This window comes from Algoriphagus resistens (assembly GCF_001442615.1).
Lineage (GTDB): Bacteria > Bacteroidota > Bacteroidia > Cytophagales > Cyclobacteriaceae > Algoriphagus > Algoriphagus resistens.
The window spans coordinates 185656-204374 of the sequence record NZ_LMXN01000005.1 but is presented as its reverse complement, the minus strand read 5'-3'; the positions used below and the strand labels follow the sequence as shown (position 1 = coordinate 204374).

The 18719-nt window shown below is 43.3% G+C and carries 10 protein-coding genes; 2 read left to right on the top strand and 8 right to left on the bottom strand.

The annotated features are described in order from the left end of the window. Positions 1-210: 210 nt before the first annotated feature. Positions 211-1449 carry a cation:proton antiporter gene (locus tag AS141_RS11405; RefSeq protein WP_057937790.1) on the top strand — a complete coding sequence of 413 codons (1239 nt, stop codon included), beginning with the start codon at positions 211-213 and terminating at the stop codon, positions 1447-1449. 117 nt (positions 1450-1566) lie between these two features. After that, a complete protein-coding gene (locus AS141_RS11400) occupies positions 1567-1878 on the top strand; it encodes a hypothetical protein (protein WP_057937789.1) in 312 nt (103 codons plus the stop codon). Positions 1879-2248: 370 nt separating this feature from the next. On the opposite strand, the gene AS141_RS11395 is transcribed toward AS141_RS11400, so the two are convergent. The 8 genes from AS141_RS11395 to AS141_RS11360 all read right to left on the bottom strand — a co-directional run bounded on the left by AS141_RS11395 (position 2249) and on the right by AS141_RS11360 (position 18708). After that, entirely contained in the window at positions 2249-5035 is a 2787-nt protein-coding gene (locus tag AS141_RS11395) for a cation-translocating P-type ATPase (RefSeq protein WP_057937788.1), read from the bottom strand. Between the two features lie 50 nt (positions 5036-5085). Further along, positions 5086-5553 carry a hypothetical protein gene (locus AS141_RS11390; RefSeq protein ID WP_057937787.1) on the bottom strand — a complete coding sequence of 156 codons (468 nt, stop codon included), beginning with the start codon at positions 5551-5553 and terminating at the stop codon, positions 5086-5088. Positions 5554-5557: 4 nt separating this feature from the next. Next, positions 5558-7945 carry a phosphoenolpyruvate synthase gene (gene ppsA / locus AS141_RS11385; protein ID WP_057937786.1) on the bottom strand — a complete coding sequence of 796 codons (2388 nt, stop codon included), beginning with the start codon at positions 7943-7945 and terminating at the stop codon, positions 5558-5560. A 476-nt stretch (positions 7946-8421) separates the two neighbouring features. After that, positions 8422-9369, bottom strand: coding sequence for a 1-phosphofructokinase family hexose kinase (locus tag AS141_RS11380; protein WP_057937785.1), 948 nt, complete (start codon positions 9367-9369; stop codon positions 8422-8424). Between the two features lie 93 nt (positions 9370-9462). Next, positions 9463-12210 (bottom strand): cation-translocating P-type ATPase, encoded by a 2748-nt coding sequence (locus tag AS141_RS11375; protein ID WP_198293530.1) that lies wholly within the window; start codon positions 12208-12210, stop codon positions 9463-9465. A 128-nt stretch (positions 12211-12338) separates the two neighbouring features. Beyond that, complete coding sequence (locus AS141_RS11370; protein WP_057937784.1) at positions 12339-14732, bottom strand: glycoside hydrolase family 65 protein; 2394 nt, start codon at positions 14730-14732, stop codon at positions 12339-12341. A 206-nt stretch (positions 14733-14938) separates the two neighbouring features. Next, a complete protein-coding gene (gene otsB, locus AS141_RS27040; RefSeq protein ID WP_057937783.1) occupies positions 14939-16495 on the bottom strand; it encodes a trehalose-phosphatase in 1557 nt (518 codons plus the stop codon). Between the two features lie 689 nt (positions 16496-17184). Continuing rightward, positions 17185-18708, bottom strand: a complete 1524-nt coding sequence (locus AS141_RS11360) for a RagB/SusD family nutrient uptake outer membrane protein (protein ID WP_057937782.1) — start codon at positions 18706-18708, stop codon at positions 17185-17187. Positions 18709-18719: the final 11 nt, after the last annotated feature.

The following is an 18719-nucleotide window of genomic DNA, read 5'->3' as shown; positions in this document are numbered from 1 at the left end:
CTGGACTACACACGGGAATACCTTGTAGTTCCCAGTAGATTATTCAATGAATATTCCGGATATAAAGCTATCTGGAGGAAAGTTCAAAAGTGCAATACGGAAAACATTCAGTAATGACATCTTTCTCTTCAAAAAATTATACAATCCTATTGTTAACAAAGAGTTTAAAATACTTCTAACAGTTGAGTGCGTATAGCCTTCACACTAGTTATGGAAAAATTTATGTTTTCGGTTTTGATAATAGGGCTGGCTACTTTTGTAATGCCATGGGTTTCAATTCTATCGAAAAAGGCGGGAATATCCTATTCTATTTTCTACCTGTTAGCAGGGATTCTGATTTATAGTGTTTTTCCAGAATTTTTACCAAGTCCGCTTCCCTCACAAAATAGTACAGCAATCCTCCATCTCACTGAATTGATTGTAATTATTTCATTAATGGGAGTTGGGATTAAGATCGACCTCCCCTTTTCATTTAAAACATGGTCCTTTCCGCTGAGATTGGTTTTCATTGCAATGCCCTTATGTATTATTGTCGCCGTTTTATTCGGATATTACTTGCTGGGATTAAACTTAGCTGCCGCAATTTTACTGGGTGCCTCCTTAGCTCCGACTGATCCGGTACTAGCCTCCGAAGTACAGGTAGGCCCACCGAATGAACCGGATAATTCCTTCCCTAAATTCATCCTGACCTCAGAGGCAGGGATTAATGACGGAATGGCGTTTCCTTTTACTTGGCTCGCTATAACTGTTGGCTTGATAAACATCAAAGGGGAGACGACACTCCTACAGTGGTTTTCATACCATTTCATCTATCAGATTATCGGAGGGATTGTGCTGGGATTCATTCTTGGCAAAGGAGCTGGCTACCTGGTTTTCGATTTCTCCAAGAAAAATAAAATCCTAGAAAGACTAGATGGATTTCTGGCTATTTCTCTGACCTTACTTGTGTATGGAATTACCGAAGCACTGCACGGGTATGGTTTTATCGCTGTTTTCGTATGTGCACTCACTTTTAGGCATTATGAAAAGAAGCATAAGTATCACAATTCAATTCACTCTTTTACAGGACAGGTTGAAAAAATATTCGTAGCTGTACTTTTATTGCTGCTAGGCGGGGCTATCGCTCAGGGAATCCTGGATTTTCTCACTTGGGAAATGATGATCTTTACATTTTCCTACCTACTGCTTATCCGCCCTATATCTGCATACCTTAGTTTACTTGGAACCGACCTTCACTTCTGGGAAAAACTAATTGTAGTTTTTTTTGGAATTCGTGGAATTGGCTCTCTTTTTTATCTTTCCTTCGCTCTAAATGAAGTCGCTTTTGATTCTGAAAATGAACTATGGTCACTTGTGACATTCAGCATAGCCATGTCAATCCTGATCCACGGGTTGACAGTCTCCCCTGCAATAAGGTATCTAAAAAAGAAGTCTGATACAAGCAACTAAGGATGAAGATACTCCGTTGTCACTCACTTGAAAATTATCTTGATACAACCTTGATAATCAGGATTATTCCAATATTTTTTTTAACTTAGAGCAAGATAAACCAACGACCACCTGACAATGAAAACACTACCCCAACCCAGCTTCTTTTTTATTGGAGAGCATGAGCTTCCCCTCCATTTAAAAAATCCAGATCCGGTTATCAAAATTAACCTCTATGGGGAAAAACTTGAAGAAGACCCATTCACCCCACTATACGTCAAGTTTATAGATCGTTCTAAACTGAAATTCAACCAATTAGACCAGGTCATCAGAGCAATAATCAAAGATCACGCCAAGCACGCTTTGGCCTTTCAATGGGAGTGGTTGAATTTAATGAATAGCGAAGAAGGCATTTTCAAAAACAGTTCACACCTAAACTTAAAGTATTAGACCTACTATAGAACTATAACGCCACTCATGATCAATACAGATTTCTTTGATCTACATTATTTTTTCCGGTGGCATAAAACCATGATACACTGGGCAGCTTTAATCTGGATAAATACCTGAGTGTTGCTTTCATCCCATTCGAAGCAAGATATTATTTGCAACTGACAGAGAAAACAGCTGCTATACATATTTTTTACAGGCTAGAAGCCCTAGAACTTTCGGGTTTTTCATTGGCCTAATGGCTGAGGTTTCCCAATGAAATCAGCCATTCTCCTTTTTCCATGCGATGTATTTCTATTTTATCATTCTGTAACTTTACCTCTTATTTCTAAGTCATTATGCATTAAGCAGATTATCACTTTCCCAGTTGTCAGAAAATATTCTTCTTGAATTTAAAATACTTGTACAATTCACCTGCTCCGATGATCACTGAGGAAATAAGGACTATTACAAGAAAGTCCAAAACCGGAAAATCCTCAAATTCCAGCAGATCCCGAAAAAAAGGGATTTTGACCATGAGAAACTGGAGGAGTATTGCTACTGCAAAAGCTAGGTTGACCCAGCGGTTGGTCAATAGGCCAATTTTGAAGATAGACAAGCGAAGCGAACGCATATTGTAGGCATTGAACAGCTGGGTGGTAGAGACAATAATGAAAGCTCCGGTATGTGCCATTTTCTCTCCATCAGGCAAGTAGTACCCGAAAGTGAGCAAGGTAAGCGTAACCATCACAGCAGATACCATAAGCAGGTAAGGCAGAATATCACTGCCCAGGATTTTCTCACTTTTCCTTACCGGCTTGCGGTGCATGATATCACCATGGCCCGGCTCTGTTGCCAGTGCTACATCCATTATCCCATCCGTGATCAGGTTGATATATAAAATTTGGGCTGCTGTAAAAAGCAACGGCCAGCCTATAGAAATACCAATCATAAAACCTATCGCGAATGCGAAATTTGTAGTGAGCAGAAAATAACTGGTGATTTTAACGTTGTTGAAAACTATACGCCCTTCTCTGATGGCATTGACGATGCTATTAAAATTGTCATCCTGAAGGACAATTTCAGAAGCATCTTTGGCCACATCAGTACCTCTGATTCCCATGGCTATTCCTACATCGGCTCGTTTCAGCGCAGGGGCATCATTCACCCCATCTCCGGTCATGGCGATAAGGGTATCTTTTGCCTGTAGTCTTTCCGCTATTCTGAGCTTCGTGTCAGGATCCATGCGGGCAAAAACATTCACGTTATTGATGTAGTCATCAAATTCCTCATCGGCTACTCCCAGTTCCTGTGTGGTCATGGCTAAAGGGTAGTTCCCTTTTCTTTCACCATCTGACAATATACCTACAGTTTTGGCAATGGAGATGGCTGTTTCCCGGTGATCTCCGGTGACCATAATGACCCGTATACCTGCTGTTTTGCATTCCTTTATAGATTCTTTGACCCCTTCTCTCGGCGGATCCACTATGCCGACCATTCCAACCCAACACAGCTCAGCTACATCTTCAGCGGAAATATTTTCTTTGCCCTCCGCCTTTCTAAAGCCCAGTGCCAGAACCCGCATAGCATCAGCAGCCCACTCATCCATTTTGTCCTGGATTTTCTGCTTCATCTCTTCTTCCAGTGGATCTGGCCCTTCTACGGTGAGGTATACTGTGCTCAATTCCAAAATCCTCTCCGGAGCGCCAATTGCAAACAGTTCGGGACCTTCTTCAGTATCCACCAGTGATGCACGAAATTTCCGCTCGGACTTAAATGGCACATCATCCAGAAGTTTATATCTGGAATATGGTTCTCTTTCTTCCACTTTGGCCTTCTCACCCATCACCAGCATGGCTACCTCCGTTGGATCACCCGATATTTTTGGAGCATCATTTTCGCTGGCTTCAATCTTAGATCCCTGCTCTTTTGCCTCGACAGTGGGATTTTTTTTACCCGGAATTCTTTCTTCATTTTGGCCGTTTTTGATATGCGCGTCATTGCAAAAATTCGCTATAGCCAGAAGCTTACGCTCTACCGGGTTTTCCTCCCAGTTAAAATCATTGCCGTTTTCTTTAAATTCCCCGCTTAGTTCATAGCCATGTCCCGAAACTGCTATATCTCTACCACTACCTGTGAAAAATTTCTTAATCACCAAAATACTCTGGGTCAACGTTCCGGTCTTATCTGTAAGCAAAGTAGAAACAGAGCCCATCATTTCCGTTGCAGTAAATTCTCTGATAAGGGCATTTTTCCTTGCCATTCGGTTCGCTCCAATCGCCAGCACTATGGATATCACCGCCGGCAAACCTTCTGGGATGGTCGATACAAGTACGGCAATAGTGACCAGCAGTATTTCCTGGAACTCATAACCTCGGAACCAATAACCCAGGGAGAAAATGCTCAGTGAGGTAATTATGGCAATTCCAGCCATCTGCTTTCCCAGTAAATTGGTCTTTTTTCTGAAATTGGATTCATGCATTTCCATCTCGTTCATGGATTTGGCGATCTTTCCTATTTCAGTCTGGTTCCCAATGGCAGTCACCACAGCTTTTCCTCTGCCGTTGACAATGTTTGTGCTTTTCCACACCATGCTGGTCCGGTCACCAATAGCAGTATCCTCCGCAGTGGGATCAGTGGTTTTGTCCTCTGGCATGGATTCACCTGTCAGGGAATCCTCCGCGGTACGGAGTTCTTTGGTTTCAAGTAATCTACCGTCAGCGGGAATCTGGTTGCCTTCTTTAAGTACCATAAGGTCTCCCGGGACCAGCTCCTCTGCGGGAATTTCTTCCTCCATCCCATCCCGCAGTACAACCGCCCGTTTTTGATCCATACTTTTGATGGCCTGGATAGCTTTTTCAGCTTTGTATTCCTGTACAAAGCCCATGATGGCATTAAAAAGTATCACCGCTATAATGATGTAGACATCAGTCATCTTATCTGCCCAAAAAGCAATTGCCGCTGCGACAAAAAGGATAAATATCAGTAAGTCCTTAAACTGCTTAAAAAACAGTGTCAGCGGACTGGTTTCGCCTTTCTCAGGCAGCTTATTCTTTCCGAATTCTTCCTGCCTCTTTCCCGCTTCATCGGCAGTAAGCCCATTTTCGTCAGAGAAGACTTTTTGGAGCACTTCTTGGATTTCTATGCTGTGATAAGGATGTTTTTGGTCTATATCCATCGGATTTTACTTTAATAGATTGAACCCCTAATGCAATGTATCTCCAGCCGCTACTCCTTTGTTCCGCTCAATTGCTTTTTGGGCAAAACAGATAAAATGAGGTTAATCAGGGCAATCACATGTAACACTGCTCCCATAGCATGGGAATATTCCCATTGCTCTCGAAGCCCAATCCAGTCGGCAGGCAGGCTTGCCCAGTTATCAGTTACTCGGTTGACGGGGTAAGTGAAAACCCAAAATAGAATTTGTGTAGCCAGAATGCAGAACAATGCGATTAAAGTGAGCGTAAATACTTTCTCTTTTTTACGGACCATAATTGCCAGCACGAAGGTGGAAATCAATGCCCCAACTACCAAGATCCCCGCTAAGGACCAACCTCTGTAGATTTGTTGGACTATCAGGTATTCTTCCCCTGACAGCTTGATTTTATTGGGCAGTTCGAATAAATGAGCCAGGGCCGCACTCATCGACAGGGAAGTCAACAACAGACTACAGAAACGCATCGTATTTATCCACATAGCTTCATTTTGTAGATTTTTCAGCCTCAAGGATGTTCTTAATCCCTTTTGCGACAGCATCCGGGTTAAAGGAAATGCTGGAAATCCCTTCCCTGACAAGGAACTTGGCAAAATCAGGGAAATCACTGGGAGCCTGACCACAAAGTCCTATTTTCCTTTCTTTCTTTTTGGCACGTCCGATGGCCATACTGATCATTTGTCTGGCTGAAGCATTATTTTCATCAAAGAGGTCATTTACAAGTGATGAATCCCGGTCAAGTCCCAATGTGAGCTGGGTGAGATCATTGGAACCGATTGAAAAGCCGTCAAAAATTTCGGCAAATTCCTCTGCCTGAAGGACATTGGAGGGAATCTCACACATCATGTAGATTTCCAACCCGTTCCACCCCTGCTTTAATCCAAAGTCTCCCATGAGGTTGACCACTTTTCTTCCCTCTTCAACAGTCCGGCAAAAAGGAACCATCAGCTTCACATTGGTAAATCCCATCTCATCCCTTACAATCTTCATTGCATCGCACTCCATTCTGAAAGCCTCCTTATAATGATGGCTGTAATACCTTGATGCGCCACGAAAGCCAAGCATTGGATTTTCTTCCTCAGGTTCAAATTCCTTGCCCCCAATTAGGTTTGCATATTCATTGGATTTGAAATCACTCATACGGACGATTACTTCCCGAGGATAAAAAGCCGCCGCAATGGTGGCCACTCCCTCAGCCAGTTTTTCTATGAAAAAGAGACGCTTATCAGGATAAAATGCGGTCAACTTAGAGATTTCCTTTTTGGTTTTAGCTTCCTTTAGCTCATTGAAATGAAGCAGTGCCAAAGGGTGAATCTGTATGGTATTGTTGATCACAAATTCCAACCGCATAAGACCAACACCTTTAACAGGATAATTGCTATAACTAAAAGCTAGCCCAGGATCTGCCAGGATAAGCATTACTTCGGTCTGAGGCTCCTCATGGTTACGGAAGTCGATTTCATCTTCCTCCCAGTCCAGAAACCCCTCATAGATTCTACCTGTAGCTCCCTCCGCACAAGAGATGGTGATTTCCTGGCCATCTTCTATGGATTCTGTAGCATTTTCCGTACCCACTACCGCTACGGCGCCAAGTTCCCTGGCCACTATGGCTGCATGACTGGTACGTCCACCGCTATTGGTGATGATGGCAGAAGCCTTTTGCATGACATTGTCCCAGTCAGGATTGGTAATATCTGTCACCAGTACATCCCCTTCACGAAGCTTATCGGAGTCATCAGGTGAATCCAGCAGTCGGCCCAGTCCTTTGGTAATCTTATCGCCGATCGCTGTACCGGAGGTGATCACTTTGCCTTCGGTTTTTAGCCTGTATTCCTTAATCTTTGTTTCATCTTTTCCTGAGTGAACTGTTTCTGGCCTTGCCTGGACTATATAGAGTTCACCGCTTTCTCCATCTTTGGCCCATTCAATATCCATGGCCATCCCATAGTGTTCCTCTATTTCCATTGCCCATACGGCGAGTTGTTTTACCTCTTCATCGCTGAGCACAAATTTCCTTTGCTTCTCCGTCGGAGTTTTTTTATTTATGGTAGTACTTCCTTCTTTTTGGCCTGATCCTGCATAGACCATAGTCTTCTCTTTAGTACCGGGTTTTTTGGAAATAATGGAGCGTAATCCTTTTTTCAAAGCAGGTTTGAACACGAGGAATTCATCCGCGTTGACCGCACCCTGTACGACATTATCGCCCAGGCCCCACGAGCCCGTAAGAAATATCACATTGTCAAAGCCAGTATCAGGCAGAATGGTAAATCCCACCCCGGCTGAAGCCTTATCAGACCGCACCATTTTCTGAACGCCTGCCGAAAGAGCCACTTGCATGTGGTCAAACCCATTGTGTTCCCGATACCTGATTGCCCGGTCAGTAAAGAGGGAAGAAAAGCACTTCTTAACACTCTCCAATGTGTTTTCGGCCCCTTGTATGTTCATAAAAGAATCATGCTGACCTGCAAAAGATGCCTCAGGTAGATCTTCAGCTGTCGCACTGCTTCTCACAGCTACACTGCTCAGCCCTTTCTCCTTTTCTTCCAATTGGATGTAGGCTTTCCTGATACTCTGCGCGAGCTCCTCTGGGAAAGTACCTTTCAGGATATATTGCCTTAACGTTTTACCGATTTTCTTAAGATTGGTAAAGTCCTTCTTATCCAGTTTTTTGAGACTTCCGACGAGCTTTTCTCTCAGACCATTATGCTCCAGAAAATCCCAATAGGCGCTTGAAGTGGTGGCAAATCCCGCAGGTATCCGGATTCCTTTTGGAGCCAATTCCCGTATCATTTCTCCAAGAGAAGCGTTTTTACCCCCCACTATCGCTGTATCCCGATGATTTAAATCGCTGAAAAACCGAATATACTTACTCATTTTTCATTTATTTAAACTCCACTTACTGTTCCGTGAGGCATTAATCCAATCCTCACTAAATCAATTATTTGGACAAAAAAAATGCCTAGCACCTAATTTGGCTTTAGGATACCGAGGAAGTAAGATATAATGCTATAAAACCTCCTTCGGCCGAAGGAGGTGAGGATAGTTATGGGCAGAATGAGGATTATTTTATATGCATGAAGGCTAAATCCTGAAGAGTGTAACTTAAATGACACATATGGTTAGGTTCCAGTACTGCTGGCGGGCGTAATCTTATGACAAATTCACATATGAACTAAGCAAACATTTCCGTCATAACTCCAGGGACTTCTACTTCCATTAAAATAGCGAGAACCACGGCGCATACCTCATTCTTGTTTCATTTTTAGTTTCCCCTGCCGACTACTGTTACACAAAGGATTTTTTTCTCAGCACATCTTCCAACATATTCACTTGTTATTTACGCTACTCCATCAGTTCTTGCCTGAACGTTCTTTTGAACTGATCCAGTCGAAAATTTCTTCCACATCTTCCTTACGGCACAGTTCTGTTCCTGGCGTCATAGTGGCAGCAGTCCCCGCAGCCACGCCCCATTTGATAGCATCATGAATATCATCTCCTCTGGACAGAGACAATACGATTCCTCCTACCATGGTATCACCAGCTCCTACAGTGCTTTTTTGCTTTACCGTAGGAGGAACCACGTATTCCAAAATCTCTTTTGTAGCCAACATAGCTCCTCTGGCCCCAAGGGATACGATCAATATCTCTGCCTTTCCCTCGTTGATGATCTTTCGGGCTATTTCTTCCTGCTCCATACCAGATATCTTTTCTTTTCCTGCCAGAGCGCTAAGTTCAGATAGGTTGGGTTTCATGATGCAGACACCTGATTCGGCTGCTTTTAGCAGCGCTTTGCCAGAGGTGTCGATTATGCATTTTATGTTTTTGTCACGTGCAATTTTTGCCACCTGCCCATAAAAATCCTCTGGTGCACCGGGAGGAAGACTACCACTTGCCACCAGGTATTCCACATCGTCTGCTAAGTCATGGACAGCATCAAGGCATTGCTGCAGTTCACTTTCACTCAGTTCACTTCCTGGCATTCCAAGCCGATAATGATAACCCGTAGATGATTCCATCACCAACAAATTCTCCCGGGTAGGCTTCTGGGTTTTGATTCGGTGCTGGATTATCCCCTCTTTTTCAAGCAATTCTTCGATTTGGTCTCCTTCTGGACCACCAGCAGCATAAATTGCCAAGGACTCACCGCCCAAAATATTAATCGCCCGTGAGACATTGATTCCGCCTCCACCCGGTTCGTAGGAAGGCTCTTCACATCGCAGTTTTTTTTCCGGCTGTAACCTATCAATTGTAGTGCTTTTATCGAGGGCCGGACTTATTGTTAAAGTTGCTATTTTCATCCGTTTGTAATTATTTTTCTAAGACAATATGGAATCTCGCATGGGGAGGATAATCATCCCAGTGTGTAGTCTGCCTTATGCTTGATTTCATGACTATAACTTTTTAGTAAAATACTTTATGGACTGAATAATCAATAGAGGCAACAGGCTTGTGATTATAATCAAAAACCATAGCCTTGCTTCCAGTTCTTGGAAGGATAATACTTCTGACACTGCCGGGATAAAATATGCTGCAAACAAAAGTGCAATACAAAAGAGCATAGCCATCCAGATATACTTATTGCGTGTGACCTGATTTTTAAAAATGTGCTCATTGGCATCCCGCATATTGAACACATGCAACAGTTGAGCAAATGCCATACTGAAGAACGCCACATTGTTGTTGATTTCTTCAGGCTGATCCCATATATAATGAGCGTAAAAATATGCTCCTGAAACACACACAGTCATAATCCCGCCATACAATGCAATCTGCCACCAATTTTCCCTGATTAGGATCGGTTCATCAGGATCTTTGGGTGGTACTTTCATAATACCTGGATTTCCTACACCCACACCTAGGGCCAAGGCCGGAAAAACATCAGACAACAGGTTAAGAAATAAAAGCTGCAGGGGAAGTATAGGAAGAACGAAAAGTGTAAAACTGATCAGGGCGATAATCAGAATTTCACTCAGATGATAGGACAACTGATAGATGATAAATTTTCTGATATTGCCAAAAATTATCCGCCCCTGCCTGATAGCCTGTACGATAGATCCAAAGGCATCATCTTTCAATACCATATCAGAAACTTCCTGTGCTACTTGGGTCCCCTTCTTCCCCATCGCAATCCCGATATTGGCCCGCTTCAGGGCGGGTGCATCATTGATTCCATCACCTGTCATACCTACTATCTCTCCTTTCTGCTGAAAAAACTTGATGAGTTGTAGCTTTTGTGAAGGATCTACCCGAGAAAAAATTCTCGTTTCGTCAATCTTAGAACTAGGTCCTTCATCAAACTCATTCGTTAGATCCTGACCGGAAAGTGCCTTGTTTTCCTCCTCCCCTCTTTTAAAAAAGTTAATCTGCCTAGCGATATTTTTGGATGTTCCAGAATGATCTCCTGTTACCATCATCACTTTTATCCCTGCCTCATGACAGGTATTGATGGCTTCTGCAACTTCTTTTCGGGGGGGATCTATGAACCCAACCAAACCTATAAATACAAGCTCCCGCAAAAAGTCCTTTCCTTTCGGCAATGCTTCTACTTTTTTATAGGCGAATGCCAATACACGCAGGCCTTCCTCTGCCAGTTCGTCATTTTTCTTGTTCCAATACTTTTTATCCTCATCGCTCAAGAGCTTCGTCTCTCCATGGGACAATACCTGAGATGAGCGTTCTAAAATGGCATGTGCAGCACCTTTTCCTGCTATATACAAGCCTTCGTTGTCCTGATTCACACTTCCCATGACCATAGCTTCTGAGTCAAACGGGTCATGAAGCTTCCGTTCCAGTTCTCTGGACCGCCTGAAAGAATCCTGATCGTATTTTTGGGCAAATTGAAGCAATGCCACGTCCAACGGATCACCCTCACCCTTACTTTCTTCATCTCCCTTAGCTGTGGGTGTAATCTCATCATCTACCAGCGTAGCGTCATTGGCCAGTACTGCGATTTTTCTGAAATGGTTGAACATCTCATTTTCCCGAGGTTCTTCATTCCCCTTCAGGACAGGTTTGCCCTTCTTATGCCAATCCACTTCCATGCGGACATTATCCGGAAAAAGCAGTATTCTTACAGTTAAGTGATTTTTGGTAAGGGTTCCTGTTTTATCGGTAAAGATGACAGTGGTTTCGCCAAGGGTTTCCACTGCTTCCATCTTTTTCACAATCACATTTTTCTTTGCCAGATGAAGCATTCCTCTAGCCAACGCTATGCTGGCAACAATGGGAAGTCCTTCAGGAATGGCGGCAATTATCCAGGCTATGGAAGTCTGTACCAGTTGGTAGACTTCCTCTCCAGCTATCCATCCGATTATAAAAAAAGCCACTGCAAGCCCCAGCGTAACAAAAATAAGGTTTTTTGTCAGTTTGTTCAGCTTTTGGTTCAAGGGAATTTCATCTTTTTCCTGTTCACCTACCATGGCTGAAATACCCCCCAATTCTGTCTGCATCGCAGTACCAAAAACTATTGCTTTTCCTGTACCACTGGTGACGGCCGTTCCCTTATAGAGAATATTGGTACGGTCCGCAACTGGTTTTTCCTCTTTTGCGGCTTTTGTAGATTTACGAACCGGTACTGATTCCCCTGTAAGCGGTGATTCATCCACATTCAGTTCGTTCTCTTCAAGTATCCTGGCATCTGCAGGAATAAGATCCCCGGATTCTACCAATATAATATCCCCCGGTACAATATCTTCTGCATCAAAGGTTGATTTGTTGCTATCCCGTAACACTTTGGATCTTATTTTATCCATCTGCTTTAAAGCCTTCATGGATTTCTGCGCCTTATATTCCATCCAAAAACCAATGATGGAATTCAGTACTAGAACTACTAGAATGGCTATACCTTCGGCAGTGTCACCAAATAGAAAAGCAAGAACAGCTGCCGCGGTAAGCAGATATACAATAGGATTATTGATCTGGGAAATAAAAATTTGCCAGAGGCTTCTCTTTTTTTGCTCCTTAAGGATATTTGGCCCGTACTTTTCCTTTCTTTCGCTTACTTCTTTAGCAGAAAGCCCGTGTTGTGGATCTACCGAAGAAGCTTTGATCACTTCTTCGACAGACTTCAGGTAAGCATCTGTAATGGTCGCTTTTGACTCTTCTGTTTCTCCCATTTCCAGTTTTGTTACAAATTTCATTATCCTTCCACACGTGTATCTTCAGAATCTATCGCTCAAAAATCAGCTCATTCAAGAGGAGTAGACATATTAAAACAGACCTAAGCTGTGTGTCTCTCTCACATACTCGCTCCAAGACCATCTATAATTTAGGCAAGGGAAAATTCCTGTGTTTTTCCTTGCCTAAATTCGAAAATTTCATCTATGACCCCGATTTTTAGTGTATCCTTATACCCTTCTTTAAAGGTGATTTTCAGTGTTTTACCTACCAGTGCAACCAAAATCCAGTGGCTTCGATATTTTACTTTCAAAGATAACTTCTTAATATAGGCCAGTTTGAGCGGGTTGATCCAAAGTGTTTCTTCACCAACCTCCAGTCCTAAGAATCCTCTTTGCACCAGGTCAAGAGAACCGGCCATGGCTCCAAGGTGAATCCCCTCAGCTGTGGTCCCCCCTTGTATATCTTCGAAGTCACTCACCAGCACCTTTTCAAAATTCTCCCAAGACTGCAGTTGATTATACTTCAACAATACCCAGGAAAAAACCACCCTGCTCAGTGTAGAGCCGTGGGAAGTCCGTTTTCTGTAATATTCAATGTTTTTTACAATGATATCTTCTGTCATTTCATAACCAAGCTGCTTGAAAATTGAGCCGATTTCATCCTTTGAAAACAGATAGAAAAGCATGAGTACATCCGCTTGTTTACTTGCTTTATAGCTATTCGGATCTTTGTTTTCATTTTCCAGAATTCGGTCTAACCGATGAATATCCCCATATTTTTCTCTGTACTCCTCCCAAGGAAACTCTTCTAGCTTTTCATAGCCCTCAAATTGATTGATAATACCATGCCCAATAAAAGGAACGTACATCTTGTGGCTGATTTCCTTCCACAATTGAATTTCCATGGCATTAATATCCAGTAACCGAAGCAGTTCCTCTTTACGTCTGGTACCAATGATCTCAAGAATTTCCAATGCTTTTTGCATCACCCAGGCAGCCATGACATTGGTGTAGGCATTGTTGTTCAGCCCAGGTGTCTCCGACCCGGGATAAGCAGTATGGTATTCATCCGGGCCGACTACACCGTGAATTTCATACCGATCCTGCTCAGCGTTGTAGATGACCATGCTTGCCCAGAAGGAAGCAATGCCCAAAAACATCTCAGCGCCAACAAACGAAAGGAATTTTCTGTCGTCCGTAGTCAGAAAATAATTCCAGATATTATAGGCAATGGCTGAATTCACATGCCGCTGCAGGTAGGTATTGTCTGCAATCCACCTACCCGATTCGGGATTCAGGTGCAAAACCTGGCTTTCGGACCTACCATTGCTCCCGCTTTGCCAGGGGAACATAGCACCGTTTTTCCCTTCCTCCTTCGCTGCATACCGGGCTTCAGTTAACCTATGGTATCTATACATTAAGAGGCTACTGGTGATTTCAGGAAAACGGAGGTTAAGAAAAGGAAATACAAAGAGCTCATCCCAAAAAACATGACCTCGATAAGCTTCTCCATGAAGTCCTCTGGCAGGGACGCCCACATCTACTCCGATCACATTTGGCGATAGCGTCTGCAGGATGTGAAAAATATGAAGATGCAACAGGAGTTGATTTTTATCATCTCCCGCCAGCCTTATATCAGCCCGATACCAAAGCGTTTTATAAGCCTGGGTATGCTTTCGCAGCGTATCTTTAAAACTGCCTGCACGTCTTACTGCTTTTCGTGCTTCAAGGGCCGGCTCGCTGATGGCAACATCCCGGGAAGTATAAATAGCCACGGTTTTTTCCACGGTATATTCTTCCCTTTCCTTGACATCGAAACGTATAATCTGGTGGATATCGTATTCCTTTTGATGCGTCTCAATTGCTGTCTGGATAGCCTGTCCTCTGTTGTAAACTATTGTCCTTGCCGCCTGTACCATGGTAATTTTAGACTGCTTGGTCCGCACAGATAGCTCAATGATGTGGTCATCAGTCTGATCCGTACCCAGTGGATCCAAATGATGGCTTTCCAGCTCCCGGTACCGTGCTACATTGTCATTGGTTACCTTTCCATCCAATCCGGACAAAAATTCTACTTCTCCACGCCAGTTTTCTGGTCTGAAGGTCCATTCCAGGCATGCAAGATGTTTCTTATGCATACTTACCAGTCTCCGGCTACGAATGAAAGTTCTCCTGCCCTGGGAGTCTTCAACCCGAAATTTCCGCTCCAGAATGCCTTTCTTCATTTTAAGCGTTTGACAGTAATCCAGTACTTTAAATTTTTCCAGATTCAGCCATTCTCCATTTTGTGGTCTGAAGCTCAGCGAAAGCCAATTGGGGAAATTGACAAAATCCTCATTTTCGATTGTCCTTCCTGCTATTTCTGTCCAGGCTCGGTCGAATCCTCCTGCCAAATAAGTACCGGGATAATTATGCTCGGTGTTGCCGTTCTCTTCTGCAGCTCCCCTGGTAGCAATGTAACCATTCGCCAACGTACAAATAGCTTCCCTGTGTTTTTGTTCTTTGGGATTCCAGTCCTTGTAGCGTATACTGAATCTTTTCATCTGTTACAATAGTTTTTCAATAGTTATATGGAATCTCGCATGGCAGAGAATCATCCCGCTATGTGTTGACTGCATCATGGTCGATTTCATGTGTTTGCGATTCATAGGTTAGGGTCGATCTTTATTGGCCACTAGTAGCAATAAAAACAGAGGACGTCAACGCCCGGATCAATCCCGATGATAGAGTTAACTATTTCATTGGACTATTACATCTCTTTCCTTTCGCTGAGAAACCTTTTTAATTCCGTTAAAAACAGATTGACTTCATCAACATTTTGCAAGCTGTAGGACGCCGCAGTTTCTTCATCATGAGCGCCGACAATAATACCTGTTCCTTTACCCCGAATTGCTTTAAAGGCATCCTCATCTGTAATATCATCTCCTATAAAAACGGGGGTTTGTTCATAAGTATCGGATCTTAGTTCTTCCATTAGCCAGCGTAAGGCTTTTCCCTTATCCCAATCCAAATCAGGCTTGAGTTCAAGGATCTTCTTCCCATATCCTTTTTTAAGTTTAGGATGTTGTGCTGCTTCTGCTGCCACCGCAGATTTTACTTGCTCAATGGACTCTTTCTCCACATTTCTATAATGTACAGCGATGGCATATTTTTTACGTTCAACCTGAACACTTGCCACGTTAGCCAGGTTTTCTATAAGTCTCGCCTCTGCTTTGTCAAGAGCAGGTAGTGTTTCTTGACCTTGTTCATGTTGCTTCTGCAGGCCGTTGGGTCCCTTAATATCAAATCCATGGCTCCCTGCATAAATCAAGTTTGGGAGGCCAATCATGGATTCTGCATCCTTGCGGTCACGACCGCTTATAATAGCTATCGTAATGTATTCCGACAGATCTTTTATTATTTTTTTGGTCACTTCCGAAAGAACCGCATCTTTAGGATTGGATACGATGGGGGTCAACGTACCATCATAGTCCAAAAAGAGTATAGGTCTTTTCTCTTCAAAGCTCTTTGCAATCTCCTGAAAATTCTCCAGCGCATCAGGAAGATCTAAGTGCAGTGTTGGCCGTTCTAGTTGTGTAATATTTTCCAGCTCTGTTAATTCCTTTACCACTATATCAGCTCCGGCTTCTTTCATTCCCCTTCCTTCTCCATGCCTAGCTACACCTATCACCACAGCAAATCCCCCTCTTTTACCTGCCTTTATTCCAGCAATGGCATCTTCAATTACAATGGCCTCATGGGGTTCCACATTTAGCAATTCACAGGCTTTCAAAAAGATATCTGGTGCAGGTTTTCCTGCAAGGTTTTCTTTCTCTGATAATTCTCCATCTACCCTAGTATCAAAATATTCGGTCAGTCCAGCCGAATGAATAACATGCGAACAGTTTCTACTGGAAGAAATAATAGCCAATTTGATTTTTTCCTTCTTCCATATCTTAAGCATTGCCAGTGCATCCTTGTAAACCTGAGCACCCTGAGTCTTTAAAAGCCCAAGGAAAATTTCATTTTTCTTATTTCCCAGACCATGAACTGTTTTATGGTCTGGATAGTCCCCAGGGTTCCCTTCAGGTATTTCCAGGTTTCTGGATTTCAAAAAACCACGTACCCCGTCATACCTTGGAATTCCATCTATATAGTGTTTGTAGTCTTTTCCGATCACCAGCGGGTGAAAGTTCTCACCATATACACTCTCCAAAAATGAATCGAACATCTGTTTCCAAGCTTCTGCATGTAGGGTGGCAGTCTGTGTTACTACGCCATCCATATCCAGAATAATTGCTTTGAAGGTATTCCTAATCTCAGTCATTACTTTTTGTTTGATTTACCATTGACCCTAATTCAGACTACATCGGTATCCAATCCTAGTAATCCACTATTAGTAGCTGGCAGTTTTTGTTTGACAATATCTGACTGGATTGTTACTCACCGACGATTAGTTTTCCATGTCAAGTGGACTCCAATGCTCTAAGTAGCACCATCTTTTCAACCGCTTCATTTCCAATAAATCACCACAAAATGGTGGCCATGTAAGCCCCATCCATTTATTCTAAAGCCGCAAAAGTTTCATAATCCGTCTATTTACACCTCTCGGGCCTAAAATAACGGGAGGCCATCACTTCTGAAATCCTAAATGCTCAGGACTCGTCTTCTGTCTAAACATAATCAGCATGTGCTCGTTGGGAAAAGGAAGCAACTCATTGAGGTATAGTTTAGCAATAAATGGGGTCTTATGTACCTAACTCTCCGGAAGGTTTGCAAGAGAGTTCTTCCTTGCAGTTACTTATTTAGAGCTTACTTCTCTAGAGCAAAAAAATGGGGTTCGGAACGAAGCACTTTCTTTTGAATATGCCATATACTCTCAATCTTCCCTTTGTTGAACAGCAAACTCAAATATCTGGATGAGGTTACTGTTTTCATCTCTTGAGGATGGATTATAAATTCAAAATCCTACTCCCTAGACAGGGAATAGGATTTTGACTTATTACTGGTGGCTGTTTATTTAGTGCCGCCGTATTCCTGGTTTTGCTCTATAAGCGTGTTATCCAGTTCTAAAAGCGGAATAGGTAAAATTTCATGCTTTCCTGCTACAAAACCTTTGCTCGCCAGCACCTCTGCAGCTCTTCCGTTTCTGATCAGGTCAAACCATCTGTGGCCTTCTCCGGCAAGTTCCAGACGCCTTTCTTCCAAAATAGAATCGATAGTGACAGGAACTGAAGGCAGGCCTACTCTGGCACGTACGGCATCAAGCAAATCCTGGGCGCGGGAAGTATTTCCACTGCCTCTTACCAGTGCCTCAGCTTCCAAAAGATAGGAATCTGCCAGTCTGATTTCATAGATGTTCTGGCGGAAGTTAAGCTCCATTACCCCTCCTCCGGTAGATCTGTCTTTCTGACGGCCTGCAAATTTTTCCAGGAAATAGCCTGTGTTATTGTAGCCTTTTTCATAAGTCACAGCACCGGCATTTTCCAGACTATCCAAATCCGCAATAGTTGCTGATTTACGTGGATCGTTTTTCATTGCTTCATACAAGCCCTCCGTAACGGTCAGGAAACTCCATCCAGAAACATAATCCGGTGCGTTTTCCGCAATTGGATTGTAGCCACGTGGACCGACCATGATGTTTAGAAGGTTACCCTCTGTACAGCCTACACATCCCCAGTCTCCATTGGAAGTATTGGTGTAGGACACTTCGAAAATGGACTCGGAGTTGTATTTGTTGTCAACTTCGAATAAGTCCGCATAGTTGTCGAGCAATTTGTAACCGTACTGGCTGGTGCCACCTGGAGTACCGTTTACCATTTCAAATTGTTCGGCTGCCTGCGGGAATTTTTCCTGCTCCAGGTAGACTTTGCCCAATACCGCTCTGGCAAGACCTTCCGTGGCCCTGCCTGCCTCAGTTTCCAGGTTGAGCTGTGCCGGGAGATCCGGAAGCGCTGCCAGGATATCGGCTTCTATCTGAGCATATACCTCAGCAGGATCTGCCTGCAGGACATCGTACATTTCCGAAGTAGATACAGGTTCGGTGAAAAGTGGTACATTTTCAAACAGACGAACCAGATCAAAATAGAAGTAAGCCCTAAGGAATGTGGCCTCTGCACGATAGCGTGCTTTGAGTGCTTCATCCATTGGGACATCAGGGAGCTTTTGCAAAAGCACATTGGCTCGGAATACTCCTGAAAACCCCTTGCTCCAAAGATCACCTTGAGGGCCTGTAGCCGGATCCAGGGTGTAATTTGACCAGACTTGAATAGAAGTGACATCGTTTGGCCCACCGCCTCCGGCGAAATGGTCATCCGATGCGGAATTTAAGGCAGTCAGTTTCGTGACATACCCACCACTCTGCATTCCTACTACATCATAGACAGCTACCAAGCCATTGAATGCCTCTTCCTGATTTTGGTAGTAATTGGATTCCAGGTCTGTTCCTCTTGGTTTAATCTCCAAAAAGTCCTCAGAGCAGGAGCTCAAGGTCATTGCTGCCAATGCTATGGCAGCGAGATATTTTTTATGTTTTAACATAATTCAGTTCA